Here is a 26,205-nt window from a genome sequence, read left to right as displayed (position 1 = left end):
GATTATGAAAAAAGTTTTATTTACTATTTTACTAGCATTGACGTTTTTGGGCCTGAAGGCACAGACTAGCAGTCCGCCAGATATTGAGGGCCTGGAGGATAAGTCTAAGACGGACTCCACTAAGTTGAACGCTTTTTCTAAAGCTAATCCTACTTTTATTTCAGTTGAAAAAGCTGCTGAGTTTCCCGGTGGACCAGATAATTTTTACAGATACATTGAAAAGAATATGCGGTACCCTAAAGATTCCTGGACGAAGAAGATTGAGGGGAAAGTAATTGTTTCATTTGTCGTGGGCACAGACGGTCACTTAACTGATGTTAAAATATTACACGGTGTTGCACCAGATTTGGATGCAGAGGCAATTCGACTCATAAATCATTCCCCATCCTGGGTTCCCGCTATTCAAAATGGAAGGCCCGTAAAAGTTTTATTTAAAATACCTGTCACTTTTAAAATTTAGTAAAAACAATCAGATGCGTAAATTACTTATCCTATTTATTTTATTATTGACAGGTAGAAGCTTTGCCCAGGAACTCACCTCCGGCGGTAAGCTAAAGCCCGAACAAGCCATAATGGATGTAAGGCACTACACCATTGCGCTGAACGTTGATTTTAAGCAACGCAGTATCGATGGTTACACCACAATCGATGTGATTATGGCGCAGCCTACGCATGTTTTATTGTTTGACCTGCTTGATTCACTAAACATCAACCAGGTTTTGGTAAACAACAAAAAACAAGCATTTGAGTATAAAAATAACCTGATAAGAATAAATCTTGCGGATGAACTGCCGGCCGGAAAGGCAAGCGTAAAGGTCATTTACGGTGGCAAGCCTCATGTTGCCCGCAGACCGCCATGGGATGATGGATTTATATGGAAAACAGATTCAACAGGTCACCCGTGGATGGCGATAACTGCTGAGGGCACAGGCGGCAAGCTTTATTTTCCATGTAAGGATCACCCATCCGATGAACCAAACGAGGGCGTCGATATGATCATTACTGTGCCTAAAGAATTGGTAGTTGCCGGGCCTGGTCTTCTTCAAAAAGTGACCAAACATGGCGAAACAGCTACCTTTCACTGGAAAACCATACACCATCAACAACTATAGCATCCTGTTTAACGTAGGCGATTTTGCAGTGGTAAGCAGAACGTACACCACTATCGATGGCAACAAGGTACCGCTGCAGTTTTACGTATTAAAGGAACACGAAGCCAAGGCACAGCACCACCTGGACATTTTTGAAAAAACAATTCACGAGCAGGAGAAATATTTCGGCGAATACCCGTGGGCCAAGGAAAAAATAGCCATTTGCGAAACACCACACTTAGGTATGGAGCATCAAACCATGAATGCCTACGGCAACAAGTTCCACTACACCAAAGTCGGCGGAGAGGATTATGATGGGCTGATGCACCACGAGTTCGGCCACGAATGGTGGGGCAACAAAGTTACTGCAAAGGATTGGGCCGATTACTGGATCCACGAAGGAATCTGCACTTATGGAGATGCCCTGTATGTTAGAGAGTTTGAAGGTAAAGAAGCTTACATAAAATTCTTCAAGCAATCAGCGGTTACTTTTGGCAACAAGATCCCTATTGTGATGGGCAAGGACATTGACGAGGAAGCAGCATATAACGGTGATATTTATGGCAAGGGCGCATTCTTTATGCATACCATTTGCTATATAATGGGTGATAGCCTTTTCTTCCCTGCGCTTAAAAAATTCGTAACCTCGCCAAAATATACTTACAGCAACCTGGTAACAACCGATGACGTCCAAAACTTCTTCAGCCAGGAATCGGGAATGGATATGAAACCTCTGTTTGATCTATTCCTACGCTCAATTAATAAGCTGGAAATTCATATTAAAGCCCAGCCTAGGGGTAAGTACCTGATCCAACTGGATAATATGTCTATCCCGCTACCTATTGATGTAACTACCGATGCCGGTACAAAACGAATGATGGTTGACAGTAAGGGAATTAAGGTTGATAGTAAAATTATGCCTGTGGTAGATGCGGACAGTTATTATTTGAAGAAGGTGATAATGGAATAAAGGTCTTGTATTAAACATTGTCATTGCGAGCGATAGCGTGGCAACCTCGTCGTAGGGCATGGCGAATATGCATTGCGACGAGGTTGCTTCGTCGTTCCTCCTCGCAATGACAGGATTTCTATATTCACGCAAAAAGCCCGAATTTAAATAAATCCGGGCTTTTCAATATGATGAGCTTAAGCTGAATTACTCAGCTGCTTTTTCTTCTGAATCAGCTGCTTTCTTTTTAGGAGCTGCTGCTTTCTTTGGTTTTGCTTCTGCAACCGGAGCAGCTTCTTCTGTTGGTGTTTCTTCAACCGCTGGTGCTTCTTCTGCTACAGGAGCTTTAGCTGCGACAACTTTCTTTTCAGCCTTTACTGCTGGTGCAGGTGCTGCTACTTCTGCAACCGGTGCTGCTTCCAAAGGTAAAACAGAAACGTATGAACGGTTGTCTGCTTTCTTTTTGAAGGTTACGATACCTTCAGCCAAAGCAAATAAGGTATGATCTCTGCCGATACCTACGTTAAGGCCCGGATTGTGTTTGGTACCACGCTGACGAACGATGATGTTACCTGCAATTGCCGGCTGACCACCAAATATCTTGATACCTAAACGTTTGCTATGTGACTCGCGGCCGTTTCTGGAACTACCGGCCCCTTTTTTGTGTGCCATTTCTTAATATCTTTATGACCGATAGAAACCGGTCCGATTAAACTTTAATTATAATGTGATACCAGTGATCTCTATCTTGGTAAATTGCTGACGGTGACCGTTCTTTTTCTTGTAACCTTTTCTTCTTTTCTTTTTGAAGATAATTACTTTATCACCTTTTAAATGAGACACTATCTTAGCAGATACTTTAGCGCTTTTTAAATCAGAACCTAATTTAAATTTACCTTCGTTTTCAGCTAACAATACGTTGTCAAATTCAATACTAGCGCCTTCATCACCCTGTAACCTGTGTACAAAGATCTGCTGGTCTTTTGCAACTTTAAATTGCTGTCCGGCTATACTTACTATTGCGTACATTGTTTGTTAATTATTGTTTTAAAATTCGAGGTGCAAATATAGGAATACAATTCGCAATAAACAACACCTCTATTTATTTTTCTTTCTATCTTCTGCTTCCGACAAAACCGATGTAATCTCCTTGATCAGCCCCTCATTGGCATCCTTTAATTTCGGGTCGCCATTAAATGATTCATCGAACACTACCTTTTTGCTTTTACGCTGATAGTTAAACTCGATATAATAGCGAACAGGCTTCAAACCTTTGTATTTAGTACTGTCGCCCCGCTCGTCTGATGGAAAATCCCAGAACCCTAGGTCGGCAGCTTTGCGATGCAGGTATAAAAGCTCGCTGTTTTTAAGCAAAATATTGGTTTTTATTAATGAGTCCTTCTTGTTTAAATACTGATAATTACCGGTTTTGGAGTCGTACTTGTTTACCAGGCTGTCGCTGGTACCATACTGAATTACAAACGATTTAAATTCCGTGAATTTATAAGGTGCGTTCTTCAGCATCCTGCTATAATAATACACACAGTACAACAGGAACGGAACCACTATGGTTAATGTAAAAAATATTTTTTTTGCTTTATCGGACATTGGTGTTAATTAGTGAATTGGTGATTGAGTGAATTAGTGATTTTAATGCAGTTAGTGAATTGGTGAGTGGGTGAATTAGTGATTTTAAAATCAATTATATATTTAATCATTATTTAGATGATACGGTCTTTCTGGAGGCCGAGACAATTTTGAGAATTTGGCTTGCTTCGTCGGATAAATAATCAAGTTCAGACGGTTTTACAACTTCTGCCTCCACCAAAATCTCCATCCAAAAAACAGATTCATCAGCTTCCTCAACTACGATTGAAAGCTTCGAATGAAATTCAGCTTTTGACCTTGCACGACAAGCAGCGCGGTAATTAGCTCCAACTGAAGACGATGATCTTAATAGCTGCCTTCCAATAATTTTAGCCTCTTCTGTCTTTGGCAAAGTTCTATAAAACTTGATATTATCAACAACAAACTTTTTTGTGCGATTTCGCATCATCTCGGCAAAATCGACTTTTTGATTATCTTCAGTCATAAATATAAAAATCAATAATTATTAGCAATCACTAATTCGCCAAATCACTAATTCACTAATTGTTCCTCGCTTAATTCGTTTTCCCATTTACTTACTACGGCTGTTGCCATTGCGTTGCCAAGCACGTTGGTTGCGGAGCGGCCCATATCTAACAAGGGATCAATTCCGATGATGAGCGCCAGCCCGGCTTCGGGGATATTAAACATGGGTAGGGTTCCGGCTATAACCACCAACGAAGCTCGCGGAACGCCTGCCACACCCTTGCTGGTAAGCATTAATATCAGCAACATAGTTACTTGCTGCCCTACAGATAGGTGCATATTGTAAGCCTGCGCTAAAAACAAGGAGGCAAAAGTCATATACATCATGGAGCCATCGAGGTTAAAGGAATACCCAAGAGGCAGTACAAAACTTACTATTTTATTATTACAGCCGAAACGCTCCAGCTCAAGCAACACCTTTGGATAAGCGGCTTCGCTGGTTGATGTGCTGAATGCGATCAACATAGCATCCTTTATTTTGCCGACAAGGCTGAAAACTCTTTTACGCAGTACTACAAAGCCGGCAAAGATTATCACCATCCAAAGTACCGTGAGGGAAAAATAAAACTCACCGATAAAAATAGCGTAGGTTGATAAAATTCCAAGGCCTTGCTTAGCTATAATAGCAGTTATAGCGCCAAAGACAGCAAGCGGTGCAAGCATCATCACATACCCGGTTATTTTTAATATAATGTGGGCAATGGCGTCCATTGCCTTGATAACAATTTCGCCCTTTTCGCCGATGGCTGCGGTCGCGATACCAAAAAATATAGAGAACACCACGATCTGCAGGATCTCGTTGTTCGTCATCGCCTCGAAAAAGCTTCTCGGGAACACGTGATCAACAAAATCTTTCAATGAAATTCCCGTTTTCTTTATCCCTGTAGATAAGTGGCTATCAGGCAATGGCAAATGCATTTCTGTTCCCGGCTGAAAAAGGTTAACCAGCAACATACCTAATAAAAGCGAAACCAGGGTTGCCGACAAAAACCACAACAGCGTCTTGCCCCCTATTCGCCCGACAGCTTTAATATCGCCCACCTTTGCCACGCCAACCACCAGCGTTGAAAACACGAGCGGCCCCACGATCATCTTGATAAGGTTAAGGAAGATCTTGCTTAGAATATTAAAGCCTTCCAGCTTATCCTCCCTTTGGTCGTCAGCAACCTTACGGAGGCTAACCTGGGTTGCCCGCTGAATTTTAAAATTCTTGTAAGCGATAGCAGTGCTGTCCAACCCTGCTAAGCGAGTGTCTATTTTTTTGATAGCCACATCTGCCGAACTCATCCGGGTGTTAATGGCATTTATTACGTACACATTGTACAGGTAACCCGCTATCACGCCCAAAATAAGGGCGACAAAAATATAGAGCGTAAGTTTGCTTTTTTGCATAGAACTCTTTGAGCCTGCAAAAGTAGTTATTTGAGTTGATTAGAGACCAGAGATTAGGGGTTAGTTGCGTAAAAAGTAAGCAGCGAATAAAAGCCTGTTAACATAAAGCGCCAGGAACTAATCTCTGATCTCCAGTCTCTGATCCCTAACTCAAATTTTTTCCACAACAACTGCTGTTCCGTAAGCCAGCACTTCTGTTACGCCCTGCATAACCTCGTTGGCATCGTAACGCATATTTATAACGGCATTTGCGCCGTGCTGCTGGGCATGCTGCATCATTAATTGGTATGCTTCTTCCCGGGCCGTTTCGCAAAGCTCGGTGTATACGCTGTTCTGGCCGCCCATAATTGTTTGCAACCCACCCAATATATTACCGCCGATACCACGTGAGCGAACGGTGATTCCCCTTATTATCCCCAAATGCTGGGTGATCTTATATCCTTCTAAACCTGTGCTTGTTGTAACTAACATAATTTTTAAGTTTTGTTATTTGATGAGTTTTTAAGTGATTTGTTTCTAAAGATTGCCTTTTTTTATTTCAGCTATAGCATAATGTGCCGCGCGGGCAGTAAGTGCCATAAAGGTAAGTGACGGATTTTGAGTTCCTGCGGATGTCATACAGGCGCCATCAGTTACAAAAACATTGGGACAGGCATGCAGTTGATTCCATTTATTAAGCAGCGACGTTTTAGGATCATGCCCCATTCGTACGCCACCTACTTCATGAATATCAAGCCCCGGCGCTTGTTTACTATCGTTATGGCTAATGTTCTTACAACCTGCCTTATTCAGCATCTCTGCCCCTTGCTCTAAAAAATCCCTCATTAATTTCTCATCGTTATCGTCATAGTCAACCGATACTGTAAGCAATGGGATTCCCCATTCGTCTTTTTGATCCTTGCTTAAATAAACATGGTTAGTTTCTTTCGGGATAGTTTCTCCCTGCATCATCATATAAATGCCCCAGTCGCCCGCTTCCGAAATAGCGTCCTTAAAGGCTCCGCCCAATTGCGGACCATCGGCAGAATGCCCCCAGCCTCCGCGGGTAGCCGTGTAAAAGGTCATATATCCCCGCAGAAATTCCGTTTCCTGCTTATGTACATTCCTGAAATTTGGCATCATAACAGCGGTTGGGCGACGTCCATAGTAGTACGAATCTTCATAACCATCCATCCTTGCAGTCAATGAACCCCGGTAATTCTGAAATGCGATGTACTTGCCAAGCAAACCATTGTCATTCCCCAATCCATTTGGGAAACGTGAAGAGGTTGAGTTTAACAAGATCAGGTTTGTGTTTAATGCCGCTGCATTAACAAAAATTATTTTAGCAAAATATTCTGTTGCCTGTTTAGTGTGTGCATCAATCACCCTAACACCGGTTGCCTTCTTTTTCTTATCGTCGTAAATAATAGAATGTACTACAGAGTCAGGCAATATGGTAAGATTGCCTGTTTTTGCCGCGGTTGGCAAGGTAGAAGAATTCGAGCTGAAGTATCCCCCAAACGGGCATCCCCTTTGGCATAAATTGCGCGCCTGGCATTGTCCTCTGCCCTGCTCCAAATGGACCTCATTTGGCTGGGTTAAATGCGCACAACGGCCTATGATAACGTGCCGGTCTTTGTAATGTGCCATTATCCGTTCCTGCATTACCTTTTCAACAACGTTCATTTCCCACGGCGGCAAAAACTCACCATCAGGCAGGGTTTCTAAATTATCGCGGTTGCCGCTAATCCCGGCGAAACCTTCTACATAGCTATACCAGGGAGCTATGTCTTCGTAACCTATTGGCCAATCAACAGCGAAGCCATCGCGGGCAGGGCCCTCAAAATCGAATTTACTCCATCTTTGCGTTTGCCTGGCCCATAAAAGCGACTTCCCGCCAACCTGGTATCCACGAATCCAATCGAACGGCTTTTGCTGTATATAGGGATGTTCCTTATCCTTCACAAAAAAGTGTTCTGTACCTTCATCAAATGCATAACAGCGGTTAACCACCGGATTGTCTTCCTTTGTTTCCCTGGGAATATATCCATGGTGTTTAAAGTCCCATGGATTTTTGGTGGCTGTATGATAATCCTTTAAGTGCACTACATTCCTGCCACGCTCCAAAACCAACGTTTTTAAGCCCGCCTGGCAAAGTTCCTTTGCCGCCCATCCCCCACTAATTCCCGACCCAATGACAATAGCATCGTAGGTATGATTACTTGTAGCCGTATAATTAAATTCGGGTGAAGACATAATTGGGGCGTTCTTAACGGGTGATATTGGAAACTCTAATATAGAAATTTATGCCCGGGCTAAGTAAACATTCTATCTCCCTTTTTCATATTTTTGTTAGATCGATTACATTAGAATGCTGCGCGTAAGTGAACTGTATATTTATCCCATAAAATCGCTCTCAGGTATTGCACTCCAGAAAGCGCAGATAACAGACAAGGGCTTCGCTTACGACAGGCGGTGGATGCTGGTTGATATGAATAACTGCTTTTTAACACAACGGGAACACGCACAAATGGCATTATTAAGTCAATCAATTGAAAAAGACGTACTGCGTATTACCCACAAGACAAATAAGAGTTCCATCACCGTTCCATTAAACCCGCTGCCAACAACAGACCGGCAAACGGTTACCATCTGGGACGATACCTGTATAGCAGAGTTTGTAAGCGAGGAGGCAGACGGTTGGTTTTCGGAGATGCTTGGGTTAAAATGCAGACTGGTTTATATGCCCGACGATTGCCGGCGAATAGTAGATCAGCGTTACGCACCCGAGAACTCAGTTACATCCTTTGCCGATGCCTACCCGTTTTTACTCATCGGCCGATCGTCATTAGATGAATTGAATAGCCGCCTTGCTGAATCGTTGCCGATGAACAGGTTCAGGCCGAACATCGTGTTTACAGGCGGTCAGCCGTTTGGTGAAGATCAATATGACCACTTTACTATTTCCGGGATCGACTTTCACGGCGTTAAACTTTGCGCCCGTTGTGTGCTAACCACTATTGACCAGGAAACTGCAATGAAGGGAAAGGAGCCGTTAAAGACCCTTGCCTCTTATCGCTTTAAAAACAATAAGATCCTGTTCGGGCAAAACCTGGTTCATAGCGGAACAGGTGAAATTACCGTAGGCGATGAACTAATGGTTCTACAGGAACACGTTGAAGACAGGTTTATTGTTTAAATAAAATCTACCCTTTTCATATACATTAAATAAACATTATCTTTACAGCGGGACAATAGTGCTAAAAGCCAATTTGAAGCAACACAAATTCTTTTATTTATCTTTGTAAGCGCTATTTTTAAATATGCTATCGAAAAAAACCAAGTACGCAATTAAAGCCCTGGTAGTGCTGGGGAAAAATGCAGACAAACCGCCAATGCAAATTTCAAAAATTGCTGAGGAGGAAAAAATCCCTAAGAAATTCCTGGAACAGATCCTTTTAGATCTGCGTAATGCAGGCTTCCTTTACAGTAAAAAAGGTGCTGGTGGCGGCTACAGCCTCAATAAGGACCCAAAAGATATTTACCTGGTGCAGATAATGCGTATAACTGATGGCCCTATCGCCATGGTTCCATGCGCCAGCCTTAACTTTTATCACAAATGCGACGAGTGCCACCAGGAAACCACCTGCGGCATCCGTGATGTGTTTATTGAAGTTAGGGACGCCACGGTAAAAATACTATCAGAAACCAGCATTGCTGATGTGATCAGCAGGGAAAGCACCTTGATATTGAATGGATAAGGGTAGTTGATTAGGTTGTTTAAGTTAGATTACATTCTGCTCACTAGTAACTCAATCAACCACTCACTTAATCGCCCCAATCAACTTAAATCCTCTCCTTTTCATCCTTGGCTGCGTTATCGCGGCTTTTCTGGCTTTTTGATGCGGTGCCAAATGAACGGCTATAGGATAGCTTAATAATAGGGCAAAAATGCGATTCAGGCTGGTAATTTACATAAACATCACTGTTAAAAGCGTCAGTGATCAACGGTCCAAGGTGACCGCGATAAACATTGGCGCGAAAAATATCGGATATGCTTAGTTGAAAACTGCCGTTGTTGTTTTCAAGTTCCTTTTTAAAGCCCAGGTTGAAAATGGCATTTCCATTTGAGCGGTTGTTACCGCCATAGGATACTGAGTTATAATAGCCGGACAACTCAATGGCGTAATTGCCGGGAAGTTTAAAACTTTCGCTAAAATTAAGGGAATAGCTGAAATAACTTTTCACCAGCAACTCAGGAAAGTAGCTGATCTTGTATTTGTGCCATCCGCCTATAAAATTATAATTCATTTCCCACCAGTCTGCAATCTTCACCGGGATAGTCGCCTGTGCAGTTAGGTTATTTTGCCAGTCGGCATTTTCAGGCATCAAATAAACCAGTCCCCTGGTGGGGCCGGGCACGCCTTGCACCCCCTCAATAGGATCAGCGTCCCGGCTGTACAATATCGAAAACAAATAATCCTGCCAGTTATAAGCCAGCTTTAAGTTATGAGTGATCGTCGGTTTCAGGGCAGGGTTGCCCGTAAAAACAGAAACAGGGTCATTATAGGCTACATAAGAAGCCAGATCTGCGAAAGTCGGACGGCTGATCCGTTCCGTATAGGACAATTGTAATTGTTCTTTCTCATTCAGTTTCCGGCTGAGAAAAACATCCGGAAACAATCTCCCCAGCTTACGGTCGACAAAGTATTGCGCATTGAGTGAATGATCAGTCGTGTTGCGTGAATATTCGTACCTGGCTCCACCGGAAAGGCTGGTCAGGCTGTCGGGTTTCCAGTTCAGCACTGCATAACCTGCGCCGATCAGCTCACGGGTAGCCAGGTCGTTTGAAGTACCCGCTCCGATAGGCACCCACTGGCCGTTGACCAGGTTTTCAATGCCGGCTACACTCTGGCTCCGGGTATAGGTGCCTTTCAACCCGGCTTCCAGTTGCACCTGTTTGTTAAAAGAATTGCTGTAATCCAATTGAGCGACAAATACATTAATATCGGCATTTGCCAGGTTTCGTTGCCGCGGGGCGAACAAGCTATCACTGAAATTGCTCTGCACCTGTGTTGGACTGTTGCTGTGGTGGCCAAAGTAATCCAAATTGACATTAAACTTTTGATCCTTGTTGATGGTTTGCTCCAGGTAAAGGCTGGGGTGCAGGTAGTGCGTATGGCTGTTACCGGACAGCTGCGAATCGAACACAAGATTGGAGTCGGGCAGTGCATAATTGCCAAAGTTATGGCGAGTATTTTGATCCGAACTGCTGCTGTAATAAACGCTCCCGCCTGTGGTAGTTGCAGCATTTCCATGATAATCAAAGCCGCCGCCAAATCCCTGATAAGCTGATATTGTATTTCCTTGTCCATTGTAATGAAAGTTAGTTAGTCCTCCGATGATAGGAACGTCTTCCGTACCCTCTGCCAGCAGCAACGAGTAGTAATGGTCACGAGCATAATCATATGACGCATGCAGGCTGAATTTACCGCTATTATAGTTCAAATTAATATCGGCAGATGCTTTATCGGCTTTACCATAACCGGCCGAGGCAGTTACAGAACCGTTGGTACCATGCCGTTTGTTTTTTTTAGTAACGATATTGATCAGCCCGGCATTGCCGTCCGCATCATATTTGGCGGGCGGTGTGGCGAGCAGTTCGATCTTGTCGATATCATCAGCGGTCATGCCATTCAGCAGGGCAGCCACCTGGTCGGCTGAGAGGCGCAGGAGTTTACCATCCATCATCACCATAACTCCGCTTTTGCCGTTCAGGCTAATGGCGCTGGTTTGCGGGTCAACAATTACGCCGGGTGAACGGGAGAGCACCTGTAAAACCGAACTGCCTTTGGTCATGATACTGTTTTGCACGTTAACCGCCAATCCGCCAGGCTCCTGCTGCACTAATGGCTTGCTGGAACGGATCACCACTTCGCTCAATTGTTGGCCAGCAGCTTTTAGCCGGATCGTTCCGGCATCATAAGCCGGATCGCGGATGGTCAGCGGTGAAAAATAGTCCATATAGCCTACGCAACTGATTTTAAGGGTATAAGTGCCGGATGGTGCAGCGCTAAGCCTAAAAACCCCTTTTTCGTCCGAGGCCGCTGAACGCACCAGCGTACTGTCTGCACTTTTCAGCAATACCGCAGTGGCAAAAGGTACCGGGCTGCCATTGGTATCCGTAAGCGTACCGCTGACCTGGCTTTGGGCAACGGTGCTTAATAACAATCCGCAAAGGATGAGCAATAACGTTTTCATGCTCCAAAGGAAGTTTTCATCTGTGGCACGCAAAAATCCGGTTGACGAAATGCGGCCGCTAATTGACGAGGCGCATGAAATGGCACGAATTAATGTTGCAGGTGATTGAAATAGGGCAATGTACAGGTTATCCTTTGCCCGGTGTATTTCATCAATTAAAAACGGCCATTGGCATATCGGCCTGTATTTATTAACTGAATAGCCGTAACTTTATTAATTATGCCATCCATGACGAATTCTCAAAACTGGTTTATCAAATACAAGCTTTACCACATCCCTTTCTGGATGTTGTATAATTATATTTTTTGGTCGCTGGCAATCGACAGCCCTTACCGGGCAGCCCAGGAAATGTTTTTTTCTGTTTATTTTATCAAGTCTTTCTTTTACATGATCTTTCCGGCGTTTGCTGTATATTTCAACCTATATTTCCTTATCCCCCGTTACCTGCAAAATGGACGCTATGGTTGGTATTTCTTTTTCCTGGCACTCACCATTGTCCTTTCATCGTCGCTGATAGTACCTGGGTATTACCTGAGCGCCTGGCTGGACGGCATCCATGTGGAAAAGAAGTTTGGCATCACGAATGACTGGAACGACTTCTATCACCAGGCCAAGTCAGAACCTTTGAAATCCACCATAGCCGCTATTACGCTGGCCATGAGCATTAAGCTTACCAAAAACTGGATTGAAGGACAAAGGCGGCAACAATTGCTGGAAAAGGAAAAGCTCGAAACCGAGTTGAAATTCCTCAAATATCAGTTTAACCCGCATTTTTTGTTCAACAGCATCAATTCCATATTTTTCCTGATCCATAAAAACCCGGATATGGCTTCCGATTCGCTGGCCAAATTTTCCGACCTTTTGCGGCACCAGCTTTATGAAAGCAATGACAACCAAATTCCGCTTGATAAAGAGCTCTCCTATCTTGAAAACTTTATAGAACTGGAAAAACTCCGGCAAAATAAGGATGTAGAGGTTGATTTTGCGATTGATCTACCGCAGGTCATGTCATTGGGAATAGCGCCCTTTATATTGATGACGTTTGTGGAAAATGCATTTAAACATATTTCCCGACACTTTGATAAGGCCAATTGGATAAGTATTAAGCTTGAAATAGTTGATTTCCAGCTTAACCTGTTTGTGGCTAATAGCACCGACCCAATTGAAACCAGGCAGGTAGTAACCTACGGAGGTATAGGCCTGCAGAACGTAAAAAGACGGCTCGACCTTGTTTACCCTGGACAATATAAACTCGACATAAAAAACGAACCGGGCATTTTTGAAGTAAAACTTCAGCTAACTTTAACCGAATTTGAAACGCAGCCAGCAATGGAACTGTCTTAACCGTATGAAAATTAATTGCGTAATAATTGACGATGAACCGTTAGCACGTGAGGGCCTGGCCAGCTACGTGCGCGAAGTTGATTTTTTACACTTAACCGCTACCTGCGAAAACCCCATCGATTTGGTAAAACTGATTGATGAAAATAAAGTCGATTTAATTTTCCTGGATATTCAAATGCCAAAGATGAACGGGATAGACTTTTTAAAGATCGTTAAAAACCCGCCGATGGTGGTTATCACTACAGCTTATCCCAGCTATGCGCTGGAGGGTTTCCAGTTAAATGTGCTCGACTATTTACTAAAACCCATCACATTCGACCGCTTCTTTAAATCGGCAAACAAGGCGAAGGACTATCAACGACTGCTCAATATATCCGCCTCAGCCGGTCTTCAACAACCTGAGCCCGTTGCCGATTACTTCTTCATAAAGTGCGGCAATAAGTACGAAAAGATCTATTTTGAAGAGATTTTATATGTAGAGGGGATGCAGAATTATGTAACCATTTTTACAATCAAAGGTAAGTATGTGACCTTACTTAACCTCAAAAATTTAGAGGAAAATCTCGACAGCAAATCCTTTATCCGGGTACATAAATCATATATTGTCTCCACTGGCAAAATTGACGGCATCGAGGGCAATGAGATCTGTATGCAATCGCACCATATTCCCATCAGCAGAAATTATCGCGAACAGGTTATCCAGCAGGTGGTAACCAATAAGCTTTGGGATAAGATAAAGTTCTCCTAAACAGAAAAGCCATCCTGTGGGGATGGCCTTCTGTATTTATCGCGAGTAGATTGTGTTAAAAATGGAACGCAAGTTTCGTAAAGATCCTTGTTCCGTTGAAGCCCATCTGAACAGCATCAAATGGCCCGCCAGATTCGCTATCGCCCCATGATGACTGGTGAGCGCCTTCAGTAACAGCTAAATCCGGATGCACATTAAATATATTGTCTACACCGGCAGTCCAGGATATTTCTTTAGTTATTTTATACGATACATATAAATCGGTGGTAGCCTTTCCGTGGAAAACAAAATTTTCAGGAACAACTCCCTTACCGTTGTCTAATTCCACATAAGGATCCCAACCATTGCCGGAGGCGGAGGTATTGGCGCCGCCCGGTCCGTCAGGATTTGCGCCAGGTACACTGTTATACCCAAAACCCTGGGTAGTTAATTTGCCAAAATAGGTAATGTGTGTGCCTACAGCAAATTTATCGTATCCGTATTCAAGACCTAAAGAAAACTTTGAATGAGGGGCGGAAGCCGTTAAAAAAGCAGCTTCTCGCGTACTAAAGTATGCTTGTTGGTGTGCGTAGGTATCATTCAATGCGGCAGGGATATTAATTTTGTTTATAGTTATTCCCTGTATGTTTCCGGCAAGTAACCCTGTGAACCTATTTTTCCCCCATGACTTGTGATAATCCAATACCATATCAATCCCCCTATTGGTCGTATTCACAGCATTGGTAAAGAAGTTGGCACTCTTTACGTTATTGTCTATTAAATAATTTTTTATTGCAGTTACGGTGGTATCGAAACTACCGGTAATTACTATTCTGTTTTTGATCTTAATAATATAACCATCAACAGTAAAGTTAAAACCAGGGGCCGGCTTCCATGTAAAGCCTAGGCTTTCATTAATGGAAGTTTCCTGGGTAAGTTTAGGGATTCCTACCTGGCGGGCAGCTTCCGAATAATTTGGGACCAATTTAGCATAAACCAATTGACCGGCAATGATGTTAGTATTGGTATTACTGAAATTCATTTGTTGTAACGAAGGCGCCCTAAAACCAGTACTAAAAGAACCTCTCAAATTAAAATTGTCAGTTACTTTATAACGGGTTGCTAATTTAACTGTACTTACACCGCCAAAATCAGAGTAATGTTCAAAACGGGCAGCACCATCAACCAGCCATGCTTTGGTTACGTCTAAAGAACCTTCTACATAGGCAGCCTCATTGGTTCTATGAGATGTGCTTGCATCAGTTGGTTGATAACCAGGATACCCTTCAGAACCCGATGCTTTGGCATCGCCATTAGCTAAGGCAACACTACCGTCGTCATTATAAATTGTCGGTCCGGTATAGAGCGCCCCGCCGTTTCTGTAAGAATCAGGTTCGCCCGCATATAATTTATAACGTTCATACCTGAATTCTGCACCAAAAGACAGTGTTAATCCTTGGGCTACATGTGCGAAACGCTTGGTTACATCTAAATTAGCAGTGTTTTGCAAAAAGTTGAACCCACCGTCATCAAACCTGGTTTTGGTAGATTGTTCAGGTAAAGGCAAGGAAGCATTAAAGGTATCATTACCCCAATAATGAAAATCATTATATCCTATATTGTTACTCAAATCCCAATCCCAGCCATCGCCGATAGTACCTTTTAAACCCAACGCATTAGACATGTCTTTTATGTAAACATCTTCCTGTGGATTGTAATATACATTAGCAGTATCTAAACTGCCTGCTGTAGGGTCAAACACGCGCATAATGCCAGGTACAAATATTAAATTACCATTTGCATCGGTAGGGAATTTTATGTGATTGCTGGTACTGCTCCACCTGCGTGTCCAGGCATATACATTTGAATGTTTATAGTTATAGCCCCCAAAAGAATAAAAAGTAGTTTTGGTGCCTGCAAGGGGAATTTCCATATTGTACATTCCTCCGCCGGATGTAACAGAGCCATCACCAAAAGCTCTTCTCCAGGCATCAACGCTCAAAGCATTGGGATTTGTATCCCAGTTTGTTTGCGGTACGGCCCTGAAAGTTTTACCCTGATCCATAAAGTTGCCACCAAAATTGATAAAACCACCGTTCTTACCAATCGACACGCCATAGTCCAGACCTAAAGTAAAGGTTTTGCCGTCTATTTGTGAGCCTGTGTAATATTGGCTTGGGTCAACGTTGTTCAATGTATTGTATTTATGGTCATAATAACCACTACCACCAATGTTAACAGTCAGGTGGTTAACATCTTTTTTCAAAACGAGGTTAATAACCCCTGCAATGGCATCTGATCCATATTGTGCCGAAGCGCCGTCGCGTAAAATTTCCACATGATCAATGGCAGCTTCAGGTATGGCATTTAAATCGGTACCGCTATTACCCCGGCCACGGGTACCTACCTGGTTCACAAAAGCAGATAAGTGACGTCGTTTACCATTAACCAACACCAGCGTTTGGTCGAAACCCAGACCACGCAAGCTTGCAAAGTCAATAGCATCTGATCCGTCTCCACCGCTTTGTTTATTATAATTAAATGATGGCACAGACTGGTTCAACTGGCTCATCAAGTCGGGTTTTGCAGTAGTTGAGCTAACTGAATTTACACTGATCACATCTACAGGTACCGGTGAATCCATTTTGGTACGGCCACCACCGCGGCTACCAACAACAATTACTTCTTTCAACGATTCTGACGAAACAGCCATTGTTATATCCACTACTTTGTTTTCGCCGACTGCAAGTTGTATGCTCACCGTTTTCATTTCGTATCCAATGGCCGTAAAGGACACCTTGTATGTGCCTGCCTTAAGATCAAGGCTGTATTTACCATCAATGTCGGTTGTGGTTCCTATGCCAGATGGAAAGACCCGCACAGTACTTTCTTGTAAAGGTTTACCCGCTGCTGTTACAGTTCCGGTAATCTTCTGGGCAAAAATTGGGGAGCAAAACATAAAAAGCGCTCCAAAAAGCAATAGGGGTAATTTTAAATTCATAGTTTTTAATTTAGTGTGAAGTTTTCATTAGATTGTTGTTAAATTGATCGTAAATTATGAATATTATTTAAATATTTTAGTATTAAGTCAAAAAAATATGACTTTTTATTAGTTAATTTTAATAAAATGAACCAATTTGAATAATTTTAACAATAAAATACACGAATAACTAAAATTATTTATCCATTTATAGAATATTATTTCAGTATAAATCGAAATAAATCCACTAAATAAATAATTACAGAAAAAAATTAGAATTAATGCGATGAGTTTTATTTAAATAATAGCTTAATTAACCTTTTTTTCATCAAGTTAAAAATTGTTAGTGTAAAAACTACACAAATACCACTACCCAATCATCGACACCGGACATGTATTCCATGAAACAATTTTTCCTAAAAAAAACATCCTAATCCTATTGACTTTCTTTTGTAATCAAAACGTAAAAACTGTCTTTTTTCAAATAAATACGACAACTTCCGTATACTATATATATCTTTGTCATTATAAAAGATGAAAACAACCATTTATAATTATTATAAGGCTATGATGTATTGCCATATGTGCGGCAACTGATTGAGGCTTTATCGATATTTATATTAAGATACAAAGCCTCTTTAGCGCCCGCCGGAGAGGTTTTTTTATACAACAAAATTAACGACGTACTATGCAAAGCTTTCGCACCGAACTGGAGAACCCGGTAGTTGAAAAAGATATCATCGATCTTGAAAAAAAGATCAGGGCCTTCCGTGAAGGTAAGATTCATGATGAAAAGTTCAGGAGCCTGCGTTTGGCTCGCGGCATCTATGGCCAGCGCCAGCCGGGGGTTCAGATGATCAGGATTAAACTGCCCTTTGGAAAGGTAACCTTTAAACAGTTACTAAAAATTGCCGATATATCTGACAAATACGCCAGCAGCAACTTACACCTTACAACGAGGCAAGATATCCAGATCCATTATGTAAGCCTTGACCGTACGCCTCAGTTATGGGCAGAGCTGGAGCAGGACGACATTACCTTACGCGAAGCTTGCGGCAATACAGTTAGAAACGTAACTGCCTCTCCTACTGCCGGAATCGATCCATTGGAACCGTTCGACGTTTCGCCTTATGCTCATGCGGTATTTGAATACTTTTTGCGCAACCCTATTTGCCAGGAAATGGGGCGTAAATTTAAAATTTCCTTTTCTTCAAGCGAAGCTGATACGGCATTCTCTTACATTCATGATATTGGTGCAATTCCTAAAATAAACGCAGCAGGTGAGCGTGGTTTTAAGGTAATGCTTGGCGGCGGCCTTGGTGCACAACCATTACTGGCAAATATTGTGGAGGATTTTTTACCCGAGGATGAACTTATCCCTTATATCGAAGCCATCATCCGCGTATTTGACCGCCATGGCGAACGCAACAACCGGAACAAGGCTCGTTTAAAATACCTGATCCAGAAAATAGGCCTCGCCGAAGTCCTATCACTAGCAGAAGCCGAAAGAACTGCGTTAAAGGTGAAAACTTATAAAGTGAACAGGGATGCAGTTCCCCAACCCGCACTTCCTGCAGAAACTACATTTGCCGATGTCGCTATCGCCAACCCGTTCCGTTATGAACAATGGCTGGCAACCAATGTATTTGAACAACAGCAAAAAGGCTTTTACGGCGTATATATTAAAGTACCTGTTGGTGATATTCCTTCGGAAACTGCCCGTAAGTTGGTAGCTGTTCTTCAACCATTGGTTGCAGATGAGATCCGGGTAACCCAAAACCAGGGACTACTGTTAAAATTTGTTCGGAAGGAGGCATTGCCTTCATTATATAACGGTCTTGCTGAACTTGAGCTTGCCGCGCCGGGCTTTGACAGCCTTGCAGATGTAACCACGTGCCCGGGCACTGATACCTGTAACCTGGGCATCTCGAACAGCATGACACTTTCGCGCGTATTGGAAGACGTGATCTATAATGAATACGAGGAACTGATCTATAATCGTGAAATAAAAATAAAGATCAGCGGCTGCATGAACTCCTGCGGCCAGCATGGTTTAGCACACATTGGTTTTCATGGAAGTTCGTTAAAGGCAGGTACCAAAGTATTACCGTCTGTGCAGGTGCTCCTGGGCGGCGGAACAGTTGGCGACGGTGTTGGCCGCGCTGCTGAAAAAGTGATTAAAGTACCTGCTAAACGCGCAACAAATGTGTTGAGAGCAGTCCTTAACGACTATAAACTAAATGCTGTTACGGATGAAACATTCCATGCTTACTACGACAGGAAGACCAAGGACTATTTTTACCAATTATTAAAACCCCTTGCCGACCTAACCACCTTAACAGATGATGAGTTTGTAGATTGGGGCCACCAGGAAACTTTTGCAACAGCAATTGGTGTTGGTGAATGTGCGGGTGTTATTATTGATTTGGTTGCAACCCTGCTTTATGAATCGGAAGAGAAATTTGGCTGGGCAAATGAAGCCTTTGCTGATGGCAGGTGGGCGGACGCAATTTACCATGCCTACAACACGTTTGTAAGCTCAGCTAAGGCGTTATTGCTTGATAAAAACATAAACACCAGCACGCAAACAGGTGTAATAAAAGAATTTGATAACAACTACATAAGTACTGGCGAAATTAAGATAGATGGCACATTTAGCGATTTGGTTTTACAGATCAACAAAAACGAGCCATCAGAAGCATTTGCTGTTGCCTACCTGCAACAAGCCGGCGATTTTTTGAATACAGTGAAAGCTAAAAGAGAGGAATTGGTACAATCATGATCACGACTTCAACAGAAAAAAATATAAAAGAACCACGTATCACACTTGTTGGCGCAGGGCCTGGCGATGCCGACCTGATAACGCTTAAAGGTGTTAAGGCATTGCAAAGCGCTAATGTTGTATTGTATGATGCATTAATAAACGAAGAACTACTCGGGTTTGCCCCTGCTCATGCTGTAAAGGTATACGTTGGCAAACGCTCCGGCGATCCATCATTTTCGCAGGAAGCGATCAATAAGCTAATGGTTGATTACGCTTTGAACTATGGCCACGTGGTACGGTTGAAGGGCGGTGACCCTTTTGTATTCGGCCGGGGCTTTGAAGAGTTGGATTTTGCTGCCTCATACAGCATCCCGGCACAGGTTGTACCGGGAATTTCCAGCTCGATAGGTGTTCCGGGAATGCAAAATATCCCCATTACGCACCGTGGTTTAAGCGAAAGTTTTTGGGTGGTGACAGGTACAACAGCCAATCACCAGGTATCAAAAGATGTTTATGAAGCCGCCCGCACTAACGCAACGGTGGTTGTTTTGATGGGTCTGCATAAGTTGGCTGAAATCACTGAGATCTTTAAAAAGGAAGGCAAGAACAAATTGCCGGTTGCCGTAATTCAAAGCGGGACAACAAAAGATGAAAAAATTGCCATAGGCATAGTAGATACGATAGTTGAAGTTGTGGAAGAAAAGAAGATCACCTCGCCTGCATTAATTGTATTTGGCGAAGTAGTATCTTTACATCCTGCCTATCAACCTATAAAAGAATTTTATGACATTATTGCCGAAGGATAGCAGGTTAGCAATTCAGGATAAAAAAGCGGAAGGCAACCCCTTGTTCCCCGTTTTTTTAAAGCTGAATGATTTGCATACGGTACTTATTGGTGCAGGTAATGTTGGTTTGGAGAAACTGACAGCCATTTTACACAATAGCCCGGATGCGAAGGTAACCGTTATTGCTCTGGAAATTTTACCGGAAGTTCACTTACTGGCCTCCGAATATGAGGGGCTGAATATCATACAAAAAGCTTTTGCGGATAGTGATTTGAATAGTGCAGACATAGTTGTTGCCGCAACTAATGATGCCGAACTGAATAAATTTGTCCGGCAGTCGGCGCACGACAGGAAACTATTGATCAACGTCGCGGATAAACCCGAGCTTTGCGATTTTTACCTGGGTTCGATTGTCCAGAAGGGCGATCTCAAAATAGCGATATCCACTAACGGGAAATCACCAACCATTGCAAAACGCCTTAAAGAGGTTTTAAACGAGAGTTTACCCGCAGAACTGGATACTACTTTGCAGCAAATGAGTGAACTGCGTAATTCTTTAGGCGGCGATTTCGCCTATAAGGTACGCAAGCTAAACGAAGTAACTTCCGTATTGGTTGAACCAAAATCAGCAGAGAAAAAAAACATCATCTGGTTAATATGGGGTTCCATTATATTATCAATTATTATTGCGGTTACCGCGCTATGGTTCAACGAGCCGGGTTTTAGGGCCTTCGCACAAACTATCGGAACAGAGTTTTATTACTTCTTAGCGGCCGGATTTTTATTCGCGTTGATCGATGGTGCTATCGGCATGTCATACGGCGTAACAACTACATCATTCTCCTTACAAATGGGCATCCCTCCTGCTGCCGCGAGCATGGGCGTTCATTTATCCGAGATCATGAGCAATGGCATAGCCGGCTGGATGCATTACCGCATGGGTAATATCAACTGGAAGCTCTTTAAAATGCTGCTGGTACCGGGAATTATCGGTGCTGTAACTGGTGCTTACCTGTTATCGTCATTGGAACATTATAGCCAATATACAAAGCCATTCGTTTCCGTTTATACTTTAATATTAGGGATCGTAATCCTGTCAAAAGCATTTAAAACGGGCGTGAAAAAATCGGAAGACAAAATAAAAAAGATACCCTTGCTCGGCTTAGGCGGCGGCTTTATCGACGCTGTTGGCGGTGGTGGCTGGGGTTCCATCGTATTGTCTACATTAATTGCAGGCGGTCGTCACCCGCGCTTTTCGTTGGGAACTGTTAAGCTGTCACGGTTTTTCATCGCCCTGATGAGCTCCATCACATTTATTGCAATGCTCAACAGTAAGCATTGGGAAGCGGTGGCGGGTTTGGTGATCGGCAGTGCAATTGCGTCACCCATAGCAGCGAAGATTTCCAATAAGATCTCAGCAAAGGCGATAATGGTTGCTGTTGGTGTTATAGTGATATTAATAAGTATAAAAAGTATTGTGGCCTTTATAACGAAGATCCATTTTTAAGATGAGTGAGTTAGCAGAACATATAAAAAAGGAAACGGCGGGATTAAACCCGGTGGAAGCCTTAACGCTTTTATCGGATATTTTTCATGGCGAGATCGTGTTTTCAAGCAGCTTTGGCTGGGAGGACCAGGTGATAACGCACATGATATTTACCAATAACCTGCCAATTAAGGTTTTCACCTTAGAGACCGGCAGGCTGTTCCCCGAAACTTATTACGTTTGGAACCGCACCATGGAAATTTACGGGACGCCTGTTCATGCTTATTACCCGCAAACCGAATTGGTGGAGCAAATGGTAAGCGCAAAAGGCCCGAGCAGCTTTTATGAATCGGTAGAGAACCGGAAGGAATGCTGTGGCATCCGTAAAATCGAGCCATTGAAACGTGCATTAGCGGGTAATAAATGCTGGATAACCGGCATCAGAGCAGAACAATCAGCTAACCGCCAGGATATGAGCAATGTGGAGTGGGACGAAGGAAATAACTTAGTTAAATTCCACCCGATCTACAGCTGGACTTTAGACGAAGTAAAAGAGTATATAAAAAAATATAATATACCTTATAATACCCTGCACGACAAGGGTTTTCCAAGCATAGGTTGCGCTCCCTGCACAAGAGCGGTACAACCCGGCGAAGATTTCAGGGCAGGCAGATGGTGGTGGGAAGACCAAAGCAAAAAAGAGTGCGGATTACACGGGGTTAATGAAGTGATTGAAAAATGAGCAAACATAATTTAGATTATTTAGACGAGTTAGAGGCAGAAGCGATTTACATTCTGCGGGAGGTGGCCGGCCAGTTTGAGAAGCCTGCGCTATTATTTTCAGGTGGAAAAGATTCGATCACGCTGGTGCGCCTGGCTGAAAAAGCCTTCCGTCCGGGTAAGTTTCCGTTTCCCCTGGTACATATCGATACCGGGCATAACTTTATTGAGACTATCGAATACCGGGATAAAATGATCAAACGGATTGGCGAAAAGCTAATCGTCGGCCATGTTCAGGATTCGATCGACGAAGGTAAGGTAGTTGAACAAAAAGGCAAAAACGCCAGTCGGAACGCTTTACAAACAGTTACATTGCTTGATACCATAGCTAAACATGGCTTCGATGCATGTATAGGTGGCGCCCGCAGGGATGAAGAAAAAGCGAGGGCTAAGGAACGCATCTTTTCTGTTAGGGATGAGTTTGGGCAATGGGACCCAAAACGTCAACGCCCGGAACTTTGGAATATTTTTAATGGCAAGATCCATAAAGGCGAAAACGTCAGAGTGTTCCCGATAAGCAACTGGACCGAGCTTGATGTTTGGAATTACATCCGCAGGGAAAAAATTGAATTGCCATCTATTTATTTCGCGCATGAACGCGAAGTAATTACCCGCAACGGCCAGCTCATGGCTGCGTCGCCATTCTTAAATATGGACGAAGAAGACATTATTGAAAAGCGCAACGTTCGTTTCCGTACCGTAGGTGACATGACATGTACTGCGGCAGTTGAATCATACGCTTTTGAAATAGATGACATTATTAGTGAAATAAGTGAATCAAAAATAAGTGAACGTGGCGCCCGAATGGATGATAAAGTGAGTGAGGCAGCGATGGAAGATAGAAAGAAGGGCGGATACTTCTAAAAACGCTTGTCATTGCGAGCGAAGCGTGGCAACCTCATCGTCAGGCATAACGAAGAGGTTGCTTCGTCGTTCCTCCTCGCAATGACAATGTGAGTTAAAATCCGAAATTGAAAATCTGAATTCCGAAATACAAACAATGGATATATTAAAATTTATAACAGCAGGCAGTGTGGATGATGGTAAAAGCACCCTCATAGGGCGTTTACTGTACGACAGTGAATCTATTCTTGCTGACCAACTGGAAGCTTTGCACAGTTCAAACCGTAAAAACGATGACGGCAGCGTTGACCTTGCAATTTTAACTGACGGCCTTAAGGCTGAACGTGAGCAAGGTATTACCATTGATGTTGCTTACAAATACTTTCAAACCGAAAAGCGCAAGTTCATTATTGCTGACACCCCGGGACACATTCAGTACACCCGTAATATGGTTACTGGTGCGTCGAATGCTAACCTGGCTATTATTTTGATAGATGCCCGCAAAGGGGTGATCGAGCAAACTATCCGTCACTCCTACCTGGTTTCCTTATTGGGCATACAACAAGTGGTGGTTTGTATCAATAAAATGGATATGGTTGAATTCAGTGAGGCGATCTACGAAACCATCGTGAATGATTATAAAGCACTTGCTTATAAAGTGGGCCTTACAAATGTAAAATATATCCCCGTAAGCGCCTTAAAAGGTGATAACATTGTTCATGCTTCATCGAACATGAAATGGTATGAAGGCAAAAGCCTATTGCCATTTTTAGAAACTATCGAGCTTGAAGTTGATGATAGTACTGCACATGCCCGTTTCCCGGTGCAATGGGTGGTAAGGCCGCAAACAGAAGAGTTGCATGATTACCGCGGCTATGCCGGCCGTGTTTCCAGCGGATCATTTAAGGTAAATGATAAAGTAACTGTGCTCCCATCGGGTTTCCATTCAACTATTGAAAAAATTGAATTGCTTGATCAAGAACCGGAAGAAGCTGTAGCCGGCATGTCGGTAACTATCCATTTAAAGGATGAGATTGATATCAGCCGCGGTGATGTTTTGGTAAACACTGAATACCAGCCTGAAGTTTCGCAACTAATTGAAGCCGATTTGTGCTGGATGGACACCCGTGCTTTGGACCCTACACTTACCTATTTTATACAACATAACAGCAAAGTAACACGCTGCAAGATCAGGGAGATCCTCTACAAAGTGAACATCAACACACTTGAAAAGGAATTTAATGAAGACTTTAAGCTCAATGACATCGGCCGCATCATCATAAAAACTGCAGATCCATTGGCGTTTGATCTATACCAAAACAACAAAGCCAACGGTGGCGCTATAATTATTGACAGCAGAACCAATGTTACCGTTGGAGCATTGATGCTCCGTGCAGTCGTTGAAGATTAGTTAATTAGAGATTAGAGACCAGAGATTAGTTAAATCTATCGCTGGTCTCCGACTTTAAGTCAACTAATCTCTAATTAACCAGTCTCTAATCAACTATTTAGCGAATTCCGCTTTCAGCTCTGCCTTTTCGGCTTTCCTGAATTTCATAACCTTGGGCACAGATACGCTGGCTATATAGGGATTATCCTGGTTAAGCCTGTAGTATCCCTGGTGATATTTCTCAGCAGCATAAAACACTTTGTAAGGGACAACCTGTGTCACAATAGGTTCCGGGTAGTGCTTACTATCATTTATCTTTTTGATCGTGGCTTCCAGCACGCTCTTTTCTTCAGGGGTACGATAAAAAGCTATTGAACGATAGTCTGTTCCCACGTCAGGCCCCTGGCGGTTAAGCTCAGTTGGGTCATGTGCGAAAAAGAACGCATTTGCCAAAGTTGCATAGCTGATTACTTTAGGATCATAATACACCTGCACACATTCAGCGTGGCCTGTAGTACGTGAACTTACATCTTCATAACTTGGGTTTTTAGCAGTACCACCAGCATACCCGGAGATAACTTTGTTTACCCCCCTTAATTCAGACATGGCCTCACTCATGCTCCAGAAGCAGCCGCCGCCAAAAGTGGCTACGGCCTCGCCCGCGCCGGGCTTTGGCAAAGCAGCAAAATCATTTTTTGGATCAGGCTGGCCGTTTACGCATCCTGCAAATAACAGAATTGCAGTAACATATAAAATAATTCGTTTCATACTATTTTTTGAGTTTATAAGTAAATATACGTTGATGATGTTTTGTTGGATGGTCATTGGGGCGTAAAGTTGTTTTTCGTAGTTGATTGAGTTGTATTCAGTTGATTTGGTTGGATGAGTTAATGTATTTCATTTATCACTTAGTCGCAACGAAATGTAAAACCTTACAATCTACTTTAACTTAATAAACTAAATCCAACCTAATACAACTCAATCAACGCCTTAATGCCCTCTTTACCTTAAACAAGATCTCCGTTAATCCATTAATCTTGATCTCGTAAACCGTTGCCAGCATCATTCCTAATTTGCCCGGCGGGAAGCCTTTGCTATGCATCCACTCAAGGTACGACACCGGAATATCACTTATCAGGGTGTCTTTATACTTACCAAATGGCATCCTGGTTTGTACTATTTCAATTAGGATCTTCGAATCGGGTGTTATATTTTCCACTCCGGTAAAGATAGGCAATACTTATTTACAGTCCCGGTTTCGCTATTAAATCAAAAAACAGATATTAACCAAAATATGA

General features: G+C 42.9%; 24 protein-coding genes. 13 read left to right on the top strand and 11 right to left on the bottom strand.

Features of this window, described 5'->3' with window-relative positions:
* The first annotated feature begins 4 nt into the window (after positions 1–4).
* Genes KXD93_RS23065 through KXD93_RS23055 form a run of 3 tightly spaced genes read left to right on the top strand, consistent with a single transcriptional unit; the run spans position 5 to position 2,061 of the window.
* A complete protein-coding gene (locus KXD93_RS23065; protein WP_258139739.1) occupies positions 5–460 on the top strand; it encodes an energy transducer TonB in 456 nt (151 codons plus the stop codon).
* 13 nt (positions 461–473) lie between these two features.
* Positions 474–1,112: a gluzincin family metallopeptidase gene (locus KXD93_RS23060; RefSeq protein ID WP_258139738.1), complete on the top strand. Its 639-nt coding sequence runs from the start codon at positions 474–476 to the stop codon at positions 1,110–1,112.
* Positions 1,060–2,061, top strand: coding sequence for a M1 family aminopeptidase (locus tag KXD93_RS23055; protein WP_258139737.1), 1,002 nt, complete (start codon positions 1,060–1,062; stop codon positions 2,059–2,061). Before KXD93_RS23060 ends, KXD93_RS23055 begins: the two co-directional genes overlap by 53 nt.
* Positions 2,062–2,247: 186 nt before the next feature.
* Here the strand turns inward: KXD93_RS23055 and rpmA are convergent, their stop codons facing one another.
* The 7 genes from rpmA to KXD93_RS23020 all read right to left on the bottom strand — a co-directional run bounded on the left by rpmA (position 2,248) and on the right by KXD93_RS23020 (position 7,803).
* On the bottom strand, positions 2,248–2,712 hold the full coding sequence (rpmA, locus tag KXD93_RS23050; RefSeq protein ID WP_258139736.1) for a 50S ribosomal protein L27: 465 nt from the start codon (positions 2,710–2,712) through the stop codon (positions 2,248–2,250).
* Between the two features lie 48 nt (positions 2,713–2,760).
* Positions 2,761–3,069: a 50S ribosomal protein L21 gene (gene rplU / locus KXD93_RS23045; protein ID WP_091374057.1), complete on the bottom strand. Its 309-nt coding sequence runs from the start codon at positions 3,067–3,069 to the stop codon at positions 2,761–2,763.
* Positions 3,070–3,138: 69 nt separating this feature from the next.
* Positions 3,139–3,648: a hypothetical protein gene (locus KXD93_RS23040; RefSeq protein ID WP_258139735.1), complete on the bottom strand. Its 510-nt coding sequence runs from the start codon at positions 3,646–3,648 to the stop codon at positions 3,139–3,141.
* Positions 3,649–3,757: 109 nt separating this feature from the next.
* The gene (locus KXD93_RS23035; protein WP_258139734.1) at positions 3,758–4,132 is read right to left on the bottom strand and encodes a four helix bundle protein; all 375 of its coding nucleotides are present in this window, start codon (positions 4,130–4,132) and stop codon (positions 3,758–3,760) included.
* Between the two features lie 47 nt (positions 4,133–4,179).
* On the bottom strand, positions 4,180–5,565 hold the full coding sequence (locus KXD93_RS23030; protein WP_258139733.1) for a dicarboxylate/amino acid:cation symporter: 1,386 nt from the start codon (positions 5,563–5,565) through the stop codon (positions 4,180–4,182).
* Between the two features lie 150 nt (positions 5,566–5,715).
* Positions 5,716–6,036 carry a YbjQ family protein gene (locus KXD93_RS23025; RefSeq protein ID WP_258139732.1) on the bottom strand — a complete coding sequence of 107 codons (321 nt, stop codon included), beginning with the start codon at positions 6,034–6,036 and terminating at the stop codon, positions 5,716–5,718.
* A gap of 45 nt (positions 6,037–6,081) precedes the next feature.
* Positions 6,082–7,803, bottom strand: a complete 1,722-nt coding sequence (locus tag KXD93_RS23020) for a GMC oxidoreductase (RefSeq protein WP_258139731.1) — start codon at positions 7,801–7,803, stop codon at positions 6,082–6,084.
* A gap of 115 nt (positions 7,804–7,918) precedes the next feature.
* Here KXD93_RS23020 and KXD93_RS23015 point away from each other — a divergent pair, with 115 nt between their 5' ends.
* Positions 7,919–8,746 carry an MOSC domain-containing protein gene (locus KXD93_RS23015; protein ID WP_258139730.1) on the top strand — a complete coding sequence of 276 codons (828 nt, stop codon included), beginning with the start codon at positions 7,919–7,921 and terminating at the stop codon, positions 8,744–8,746.
* Between the two features lie 124 nt (positions 8,747–8,870).
* On the top strand, positions 8,871–9,308 hold the full coding sequence (locus KXD93_RS23010) for an RrF2 family transcriptional regulator (protein ID WP_258139729.1): 438 nt from the start codon (positions 8,871–8,873) through the stop codon (positions 9,306–9,308).
* A gap of 85 nt (positions 9,309–9,393) precedes the next feature.
* Here KXD93_RS23010 and KXD93_RS23005 read toward each other — a convergent pair whose 3' ends face one another.
* The gene (locus KXD93_RS23005) at positions 9,394–11,808 is read right to left on the bottom strand and encodes a TonB-dependent receptor domain-containing protein (protein ID WP_258139728.1); all 2,415 of its coding nucleotides are present in this window, start codon (positions 11,806–11,808) and stop codon (positions 9,394–9,396) included.
* A gap of 228 nt (positions 11,809–12,036) precedes the next feature.
* Between KXD93_RS23005 and KXD93_RS23000 the strand changes: the two genes are divergently transcribed.
* Positions 12,037–13,152, top strand: a complete 1,116-nt coding sequence (locus tag KXD93_RS23000) for a sensor histidine kinase (RefSeq protein WP_258139727.1) — start codon at positions 12,037–12,039, stop codon at positions 13,150–13,152.
* A gap of 4 nt (positions 13,153–13,156) precedes the next feature.
* Entirely contained in the window at positions 13,157–13,900 is a 744-nt protein-coding gene (locus KXD93_RS22995; RefSeq protein WP_258139726.1) for a LytR/AlgR family response regulator transcription factor, read from the top strand.
* A gap of 55 nt (positions 13,901–13,955) precedes the next feature.
* Here KXD93_RS22995 and KXD93_RS22990 read toward each other — a convergent pair whose 3' ends face one another.
* Positions 13,956–16,880, bottom strand: coding sequence for a TonB-dependent receptor (locus KXD93_RS22990; RefSeq protein ID WP_258139725.1), 2,925 nt, complete (start codon positions 16,878–16,880; stop codon positions 13,956–13,958).
* 667 nt (positions 16,881–17,547) lie between these two features.
* Between KXD93_RS22990 and KXD93_RS22985 the strand changes: the two genes are divergently transcribed.
* The 6 genes from KXD93_RS22985 to KXD93_RS22960 all read left to right on the top strand — a co-directional run bounded on the left by KXD93_RS22985 (position 17,548) and on the right by KXD93_RS22960 (position 24,928).
* Positions 17,548–19,641: a ferredoxin-like domain-containing protein gene (locus KXD93_RS22985; protein ID WP_258139724.1), complete on the top strand. Its 2,094-nt coding sequence runs from the start codon at positions 17,548–17,550 to the stop codon at positions 19,639–19,641.
* Complete coding sequence (cobA, locus tag KXD93_RS22980) at positions 19,638–20,429, top strand: uroporphyrinogen-III C-methyltransferase (protein WP_258139723.1); 792 nt, start codon at positions 19,638–19,640, stop codon at positions 20,427–20,429. The genes KXD93_RS22985 and cobA overlap by 4 nt, the downstream gene beginning before the upstream one ends.
* Complete coding sequence (locus KXD93_RS22975) at positions 20,407–21,915, top strand: TSUP family transporter (RefSeq protein WP_258139722.1); 1,509 nt, start codon at positions 20,407–20,409, stop codon at positions 21,913–21,915. The genes cobA and KXD93_RS22975 overlap by 23 nt, the downstream gene beginning before the upstream one ends.
* A gap of 1 nt (position 21,916) precedes the next feature.
* Complete coding sequence (locus KXD93_RS22970; protein ID WP_258139721.1) at positions 21,917–22,636, top strand: phosphoadenylyl-sulfate reductase; 720 nt, start codon at positions 21,917–21,919, stop codon at positions 22,634–22,636.
* The gene (gene cysD, locus KXD93_RS22965; protein ID WP_258139720.1) at positions 22,633–23,538 is read left to right on the top strand and encodes a sulfate adenylyltransferase subunit CysD; all 906 of its coding nucleotides are present in this window, start codon (positions 22,633–22,635) and stop codon (positions 23,536–23,538) included. Before KXD93_RS22970 ends, cysD begins: the two co-directional genes overlap by 4 nt.
* Positions 23,539–23,674: 136 nt before the next feature.
* Entirely contained in the window at positions 23,675–24,928 is a 1,254-nt protein-coding gene (locus KXD93_RS22960) for a sulfate adenylyltransferase subunit 1 (RefSeq protein ID WP_258139719.1), read from the top strand.
* A gap of 93 nt (positions 24,929–25,021) precedes the next feature.
* On the opposite strand, the gene msrA is transcribed toward KXD93_RS22960, so the two are convergent.
* Both msrA and KXD93_RS22950 read right to left on the bottom strand, forming a co-directional pair.
* Positions 25,022–25,675, bottom strand: coding sequence for a peptide-methionine (S)-S-oxide reductase MsrA (gene msrA, locus KXD93_RS22955; protein ID WP_258139718.1), 654 nt, complete (start codon positions 25,673–25,675; stop codon positions 25,022–25,024).
* A gap of 214 nt (positions 25,676–25,889) precedes the next feature.
* Positions 25,890–26,126 carry a DUF3820 family protein gene (locus KXD93_RS22950; RefSeq protein ID WP_258139717.1) on the bottom strand — a complete coding sequence of 79 codons (237 nt, stop codon included), beginning with the start codon at positions 26,124–26,126 and terminating at the stop codon, positions 25,890–25,892.
* Between the last annotated feature and the right edge of the window lie 79 nt (positions 26,127–26,205).

The organism is Mucilaginibacter phenanthrenivorans, assembly GCF_024721155.1.
In the GTDB taxonomy this organism is placed as follows: Bacteria; Bacteroidota; Bacteroidia; order Sphingobacteriales; family Sphingobacteriaceae; genus Mucilaginibacter; species Mucilaginibacter phenanthrenivorans.
The sequence above is the reverse complement of the archived record's forward strand: the minus strand, read 5'-3'. Positions and strand labels throughout refer to the sequence as shown.

Excerpts from the sequence above, each read along its gene's own strand:
- KXD93_RS23010 (WP_258139729.1), top strand. The coding sequence starts at position 8,871 with ATGCTATCGAAAAAAACCAAGTACGCAATTAAAGCCCTGGTAGTGCTG.
- KXD93_RS23055 (WP_258139737.1), top strand. The coding sequence starts at position 1,060 with ATGGCGAAACAGCTACCTTTCACTGGAAAACCATACACCATCAACAAC.
- KXD93_RS23035 (WP_258139734.1), bottom strand. The coding sequence starts at position 4,132 with ATGACTGAAGATAATCAAAAAGTCGATTTTGCCGAGATGATGCGAAAT.
- msrA (WP_258139718.1), bottom strand. The coding sequence starts at position 25,675 with ATGAAACGAATTATTTTATATGTTACTGCAATTCTGTTATTTGCAGGA.
- cobA (WP_258139723.1), top strand. The coding sequence starts at position 19,638 with ATGATCACGACTTCAACAGAAAAAAATATAAAAGAACCACGTATCACA.
- KXD93_RS23040 (WP_258139735.1), bottom strand. The coding sequence starts at position 3,648 with ATGTCCGATAAAGCAAAAAAAATATTTTTTACATTAACCATAGTGGTT.
- cysD (WP_258139720.1), top strand. The coding sequence starts at position 22,633 with ATGAGCAAACATAATTTAGATTATTTAGACGAGTTAGAGGCAGAAGCG.
- KXD93_RS22970 (WP_258139721.1), top strand. The coding sequence starts at position 21,917 with ATGAGTGAGTTAGCAGAACATATAAAAAAGGAAACGGCGGGATTAAAC.
- rplU (WP_091374057.1), bottom strand. The coding sequence starts at position 3,069 with ATGTACGCAATAGTAAGTATAGCCGGACAGCAATTTAAAGTTGCAAAA.
- KXD93_RS23015 (WP_258139730.1), top strand. The coding sequence starts at position 7,919 with ATGCTGCGCGTAAGTGAACTGTATATTTATCCCATAAAATCGCTCTCA.
- KXD93_RS23020 (WP_258139731.1), bottom strand. The coding sequence starts at position 7,803 with ATGTCTTCACCCGAATTTAATTATACGGCTACAAGTAATCATACCTAC.
- rpmA (WP_258139736.1), bottom strand. The coding sequence starts at position 2,712 with ATGGCACACAAAAAAGGGGCCGGTAGTTCCAGAAACGGCCGCGAGTCA.
- KXD93_RS23025 (WP_258139732.1), bottom strand. The coding sequence starts at position 6,036 with ATGTTAGTTACAACAAGCACAGGTTTAGAAGGATATAAGATCACCCAG.
- KXD93_RS23065 (WP_258139739.1), top strand. The coding sequence starts at position 5 with ATGAAAAAAGTTTTATTTACTATTTTACTAGCATTGACGTTTTTGGGC.
- KXD93_RS22985 (WP_258139724.1), top strand. The coding sequence starts at position 17,548 with ATGCAAAGCTTTCGCACCGAACTGGAGAACCCGGTAGTTGAAAAAGAT.
- KXD93_RS23000 (WP_258139727.1), top strand. The coding sequence starts at position 12,037 with ATGACGAATTCTCAAAACTGGTTTATCAAATACAAGCTTTACCACATC.
- KXD93_RS22990 (WP_258139725.1), bottom strand. The coding sequence starts at position 16,880 with ATGAATTTAAAATTACCCCTATTGCTTTTTGGAGCGCTTTTTATGTTT.
- KXD93_RS23030 (WP_258139733.1), bottom strand. The coding sequence starts at position 5,565 with ATGCAAAAAAGCAAACTTACGCTCTATATTTTTGTCGCCCTTATTTTG.
- KXD93_RS23005 (WP_258139728.1), bottom strand. The coding sequence starts at position 11,808 with ATGAAAACGTTATTGCTCATCCTTTGCGGATTGTTATTAAGCACCGTT.
- KXD93_RS22995 (WP_258139726.1), top strand. The coding sequence starts at position 13,157 with ATGAAAATTAATTGCGTAATAATTGACGATGAACCGTTAGCACGTGAG.
- KXD93_RS22975 (WP_258139722.1), top strand. The coding sequence starts at position 20,407 with ATGACATTATTGCCGAAGGATAGCAGGTTAGCAATTCAGGATAAAAAA.
- KXD93_RS22960 (WP_258139719.1), top strand. The coding sequence starts at position 23,675 with ATGGATATATTAAAATTTATAACAGCAGGCAGTGTGGATGATGGTAAA.
- KXD93_RS23060 (WP_258139738.1), top strand. The coding sequence starts at position 474 with ATGCGTAAATTACTTATCCTATTTATTTTATTATTGACAGGTAGAAGC.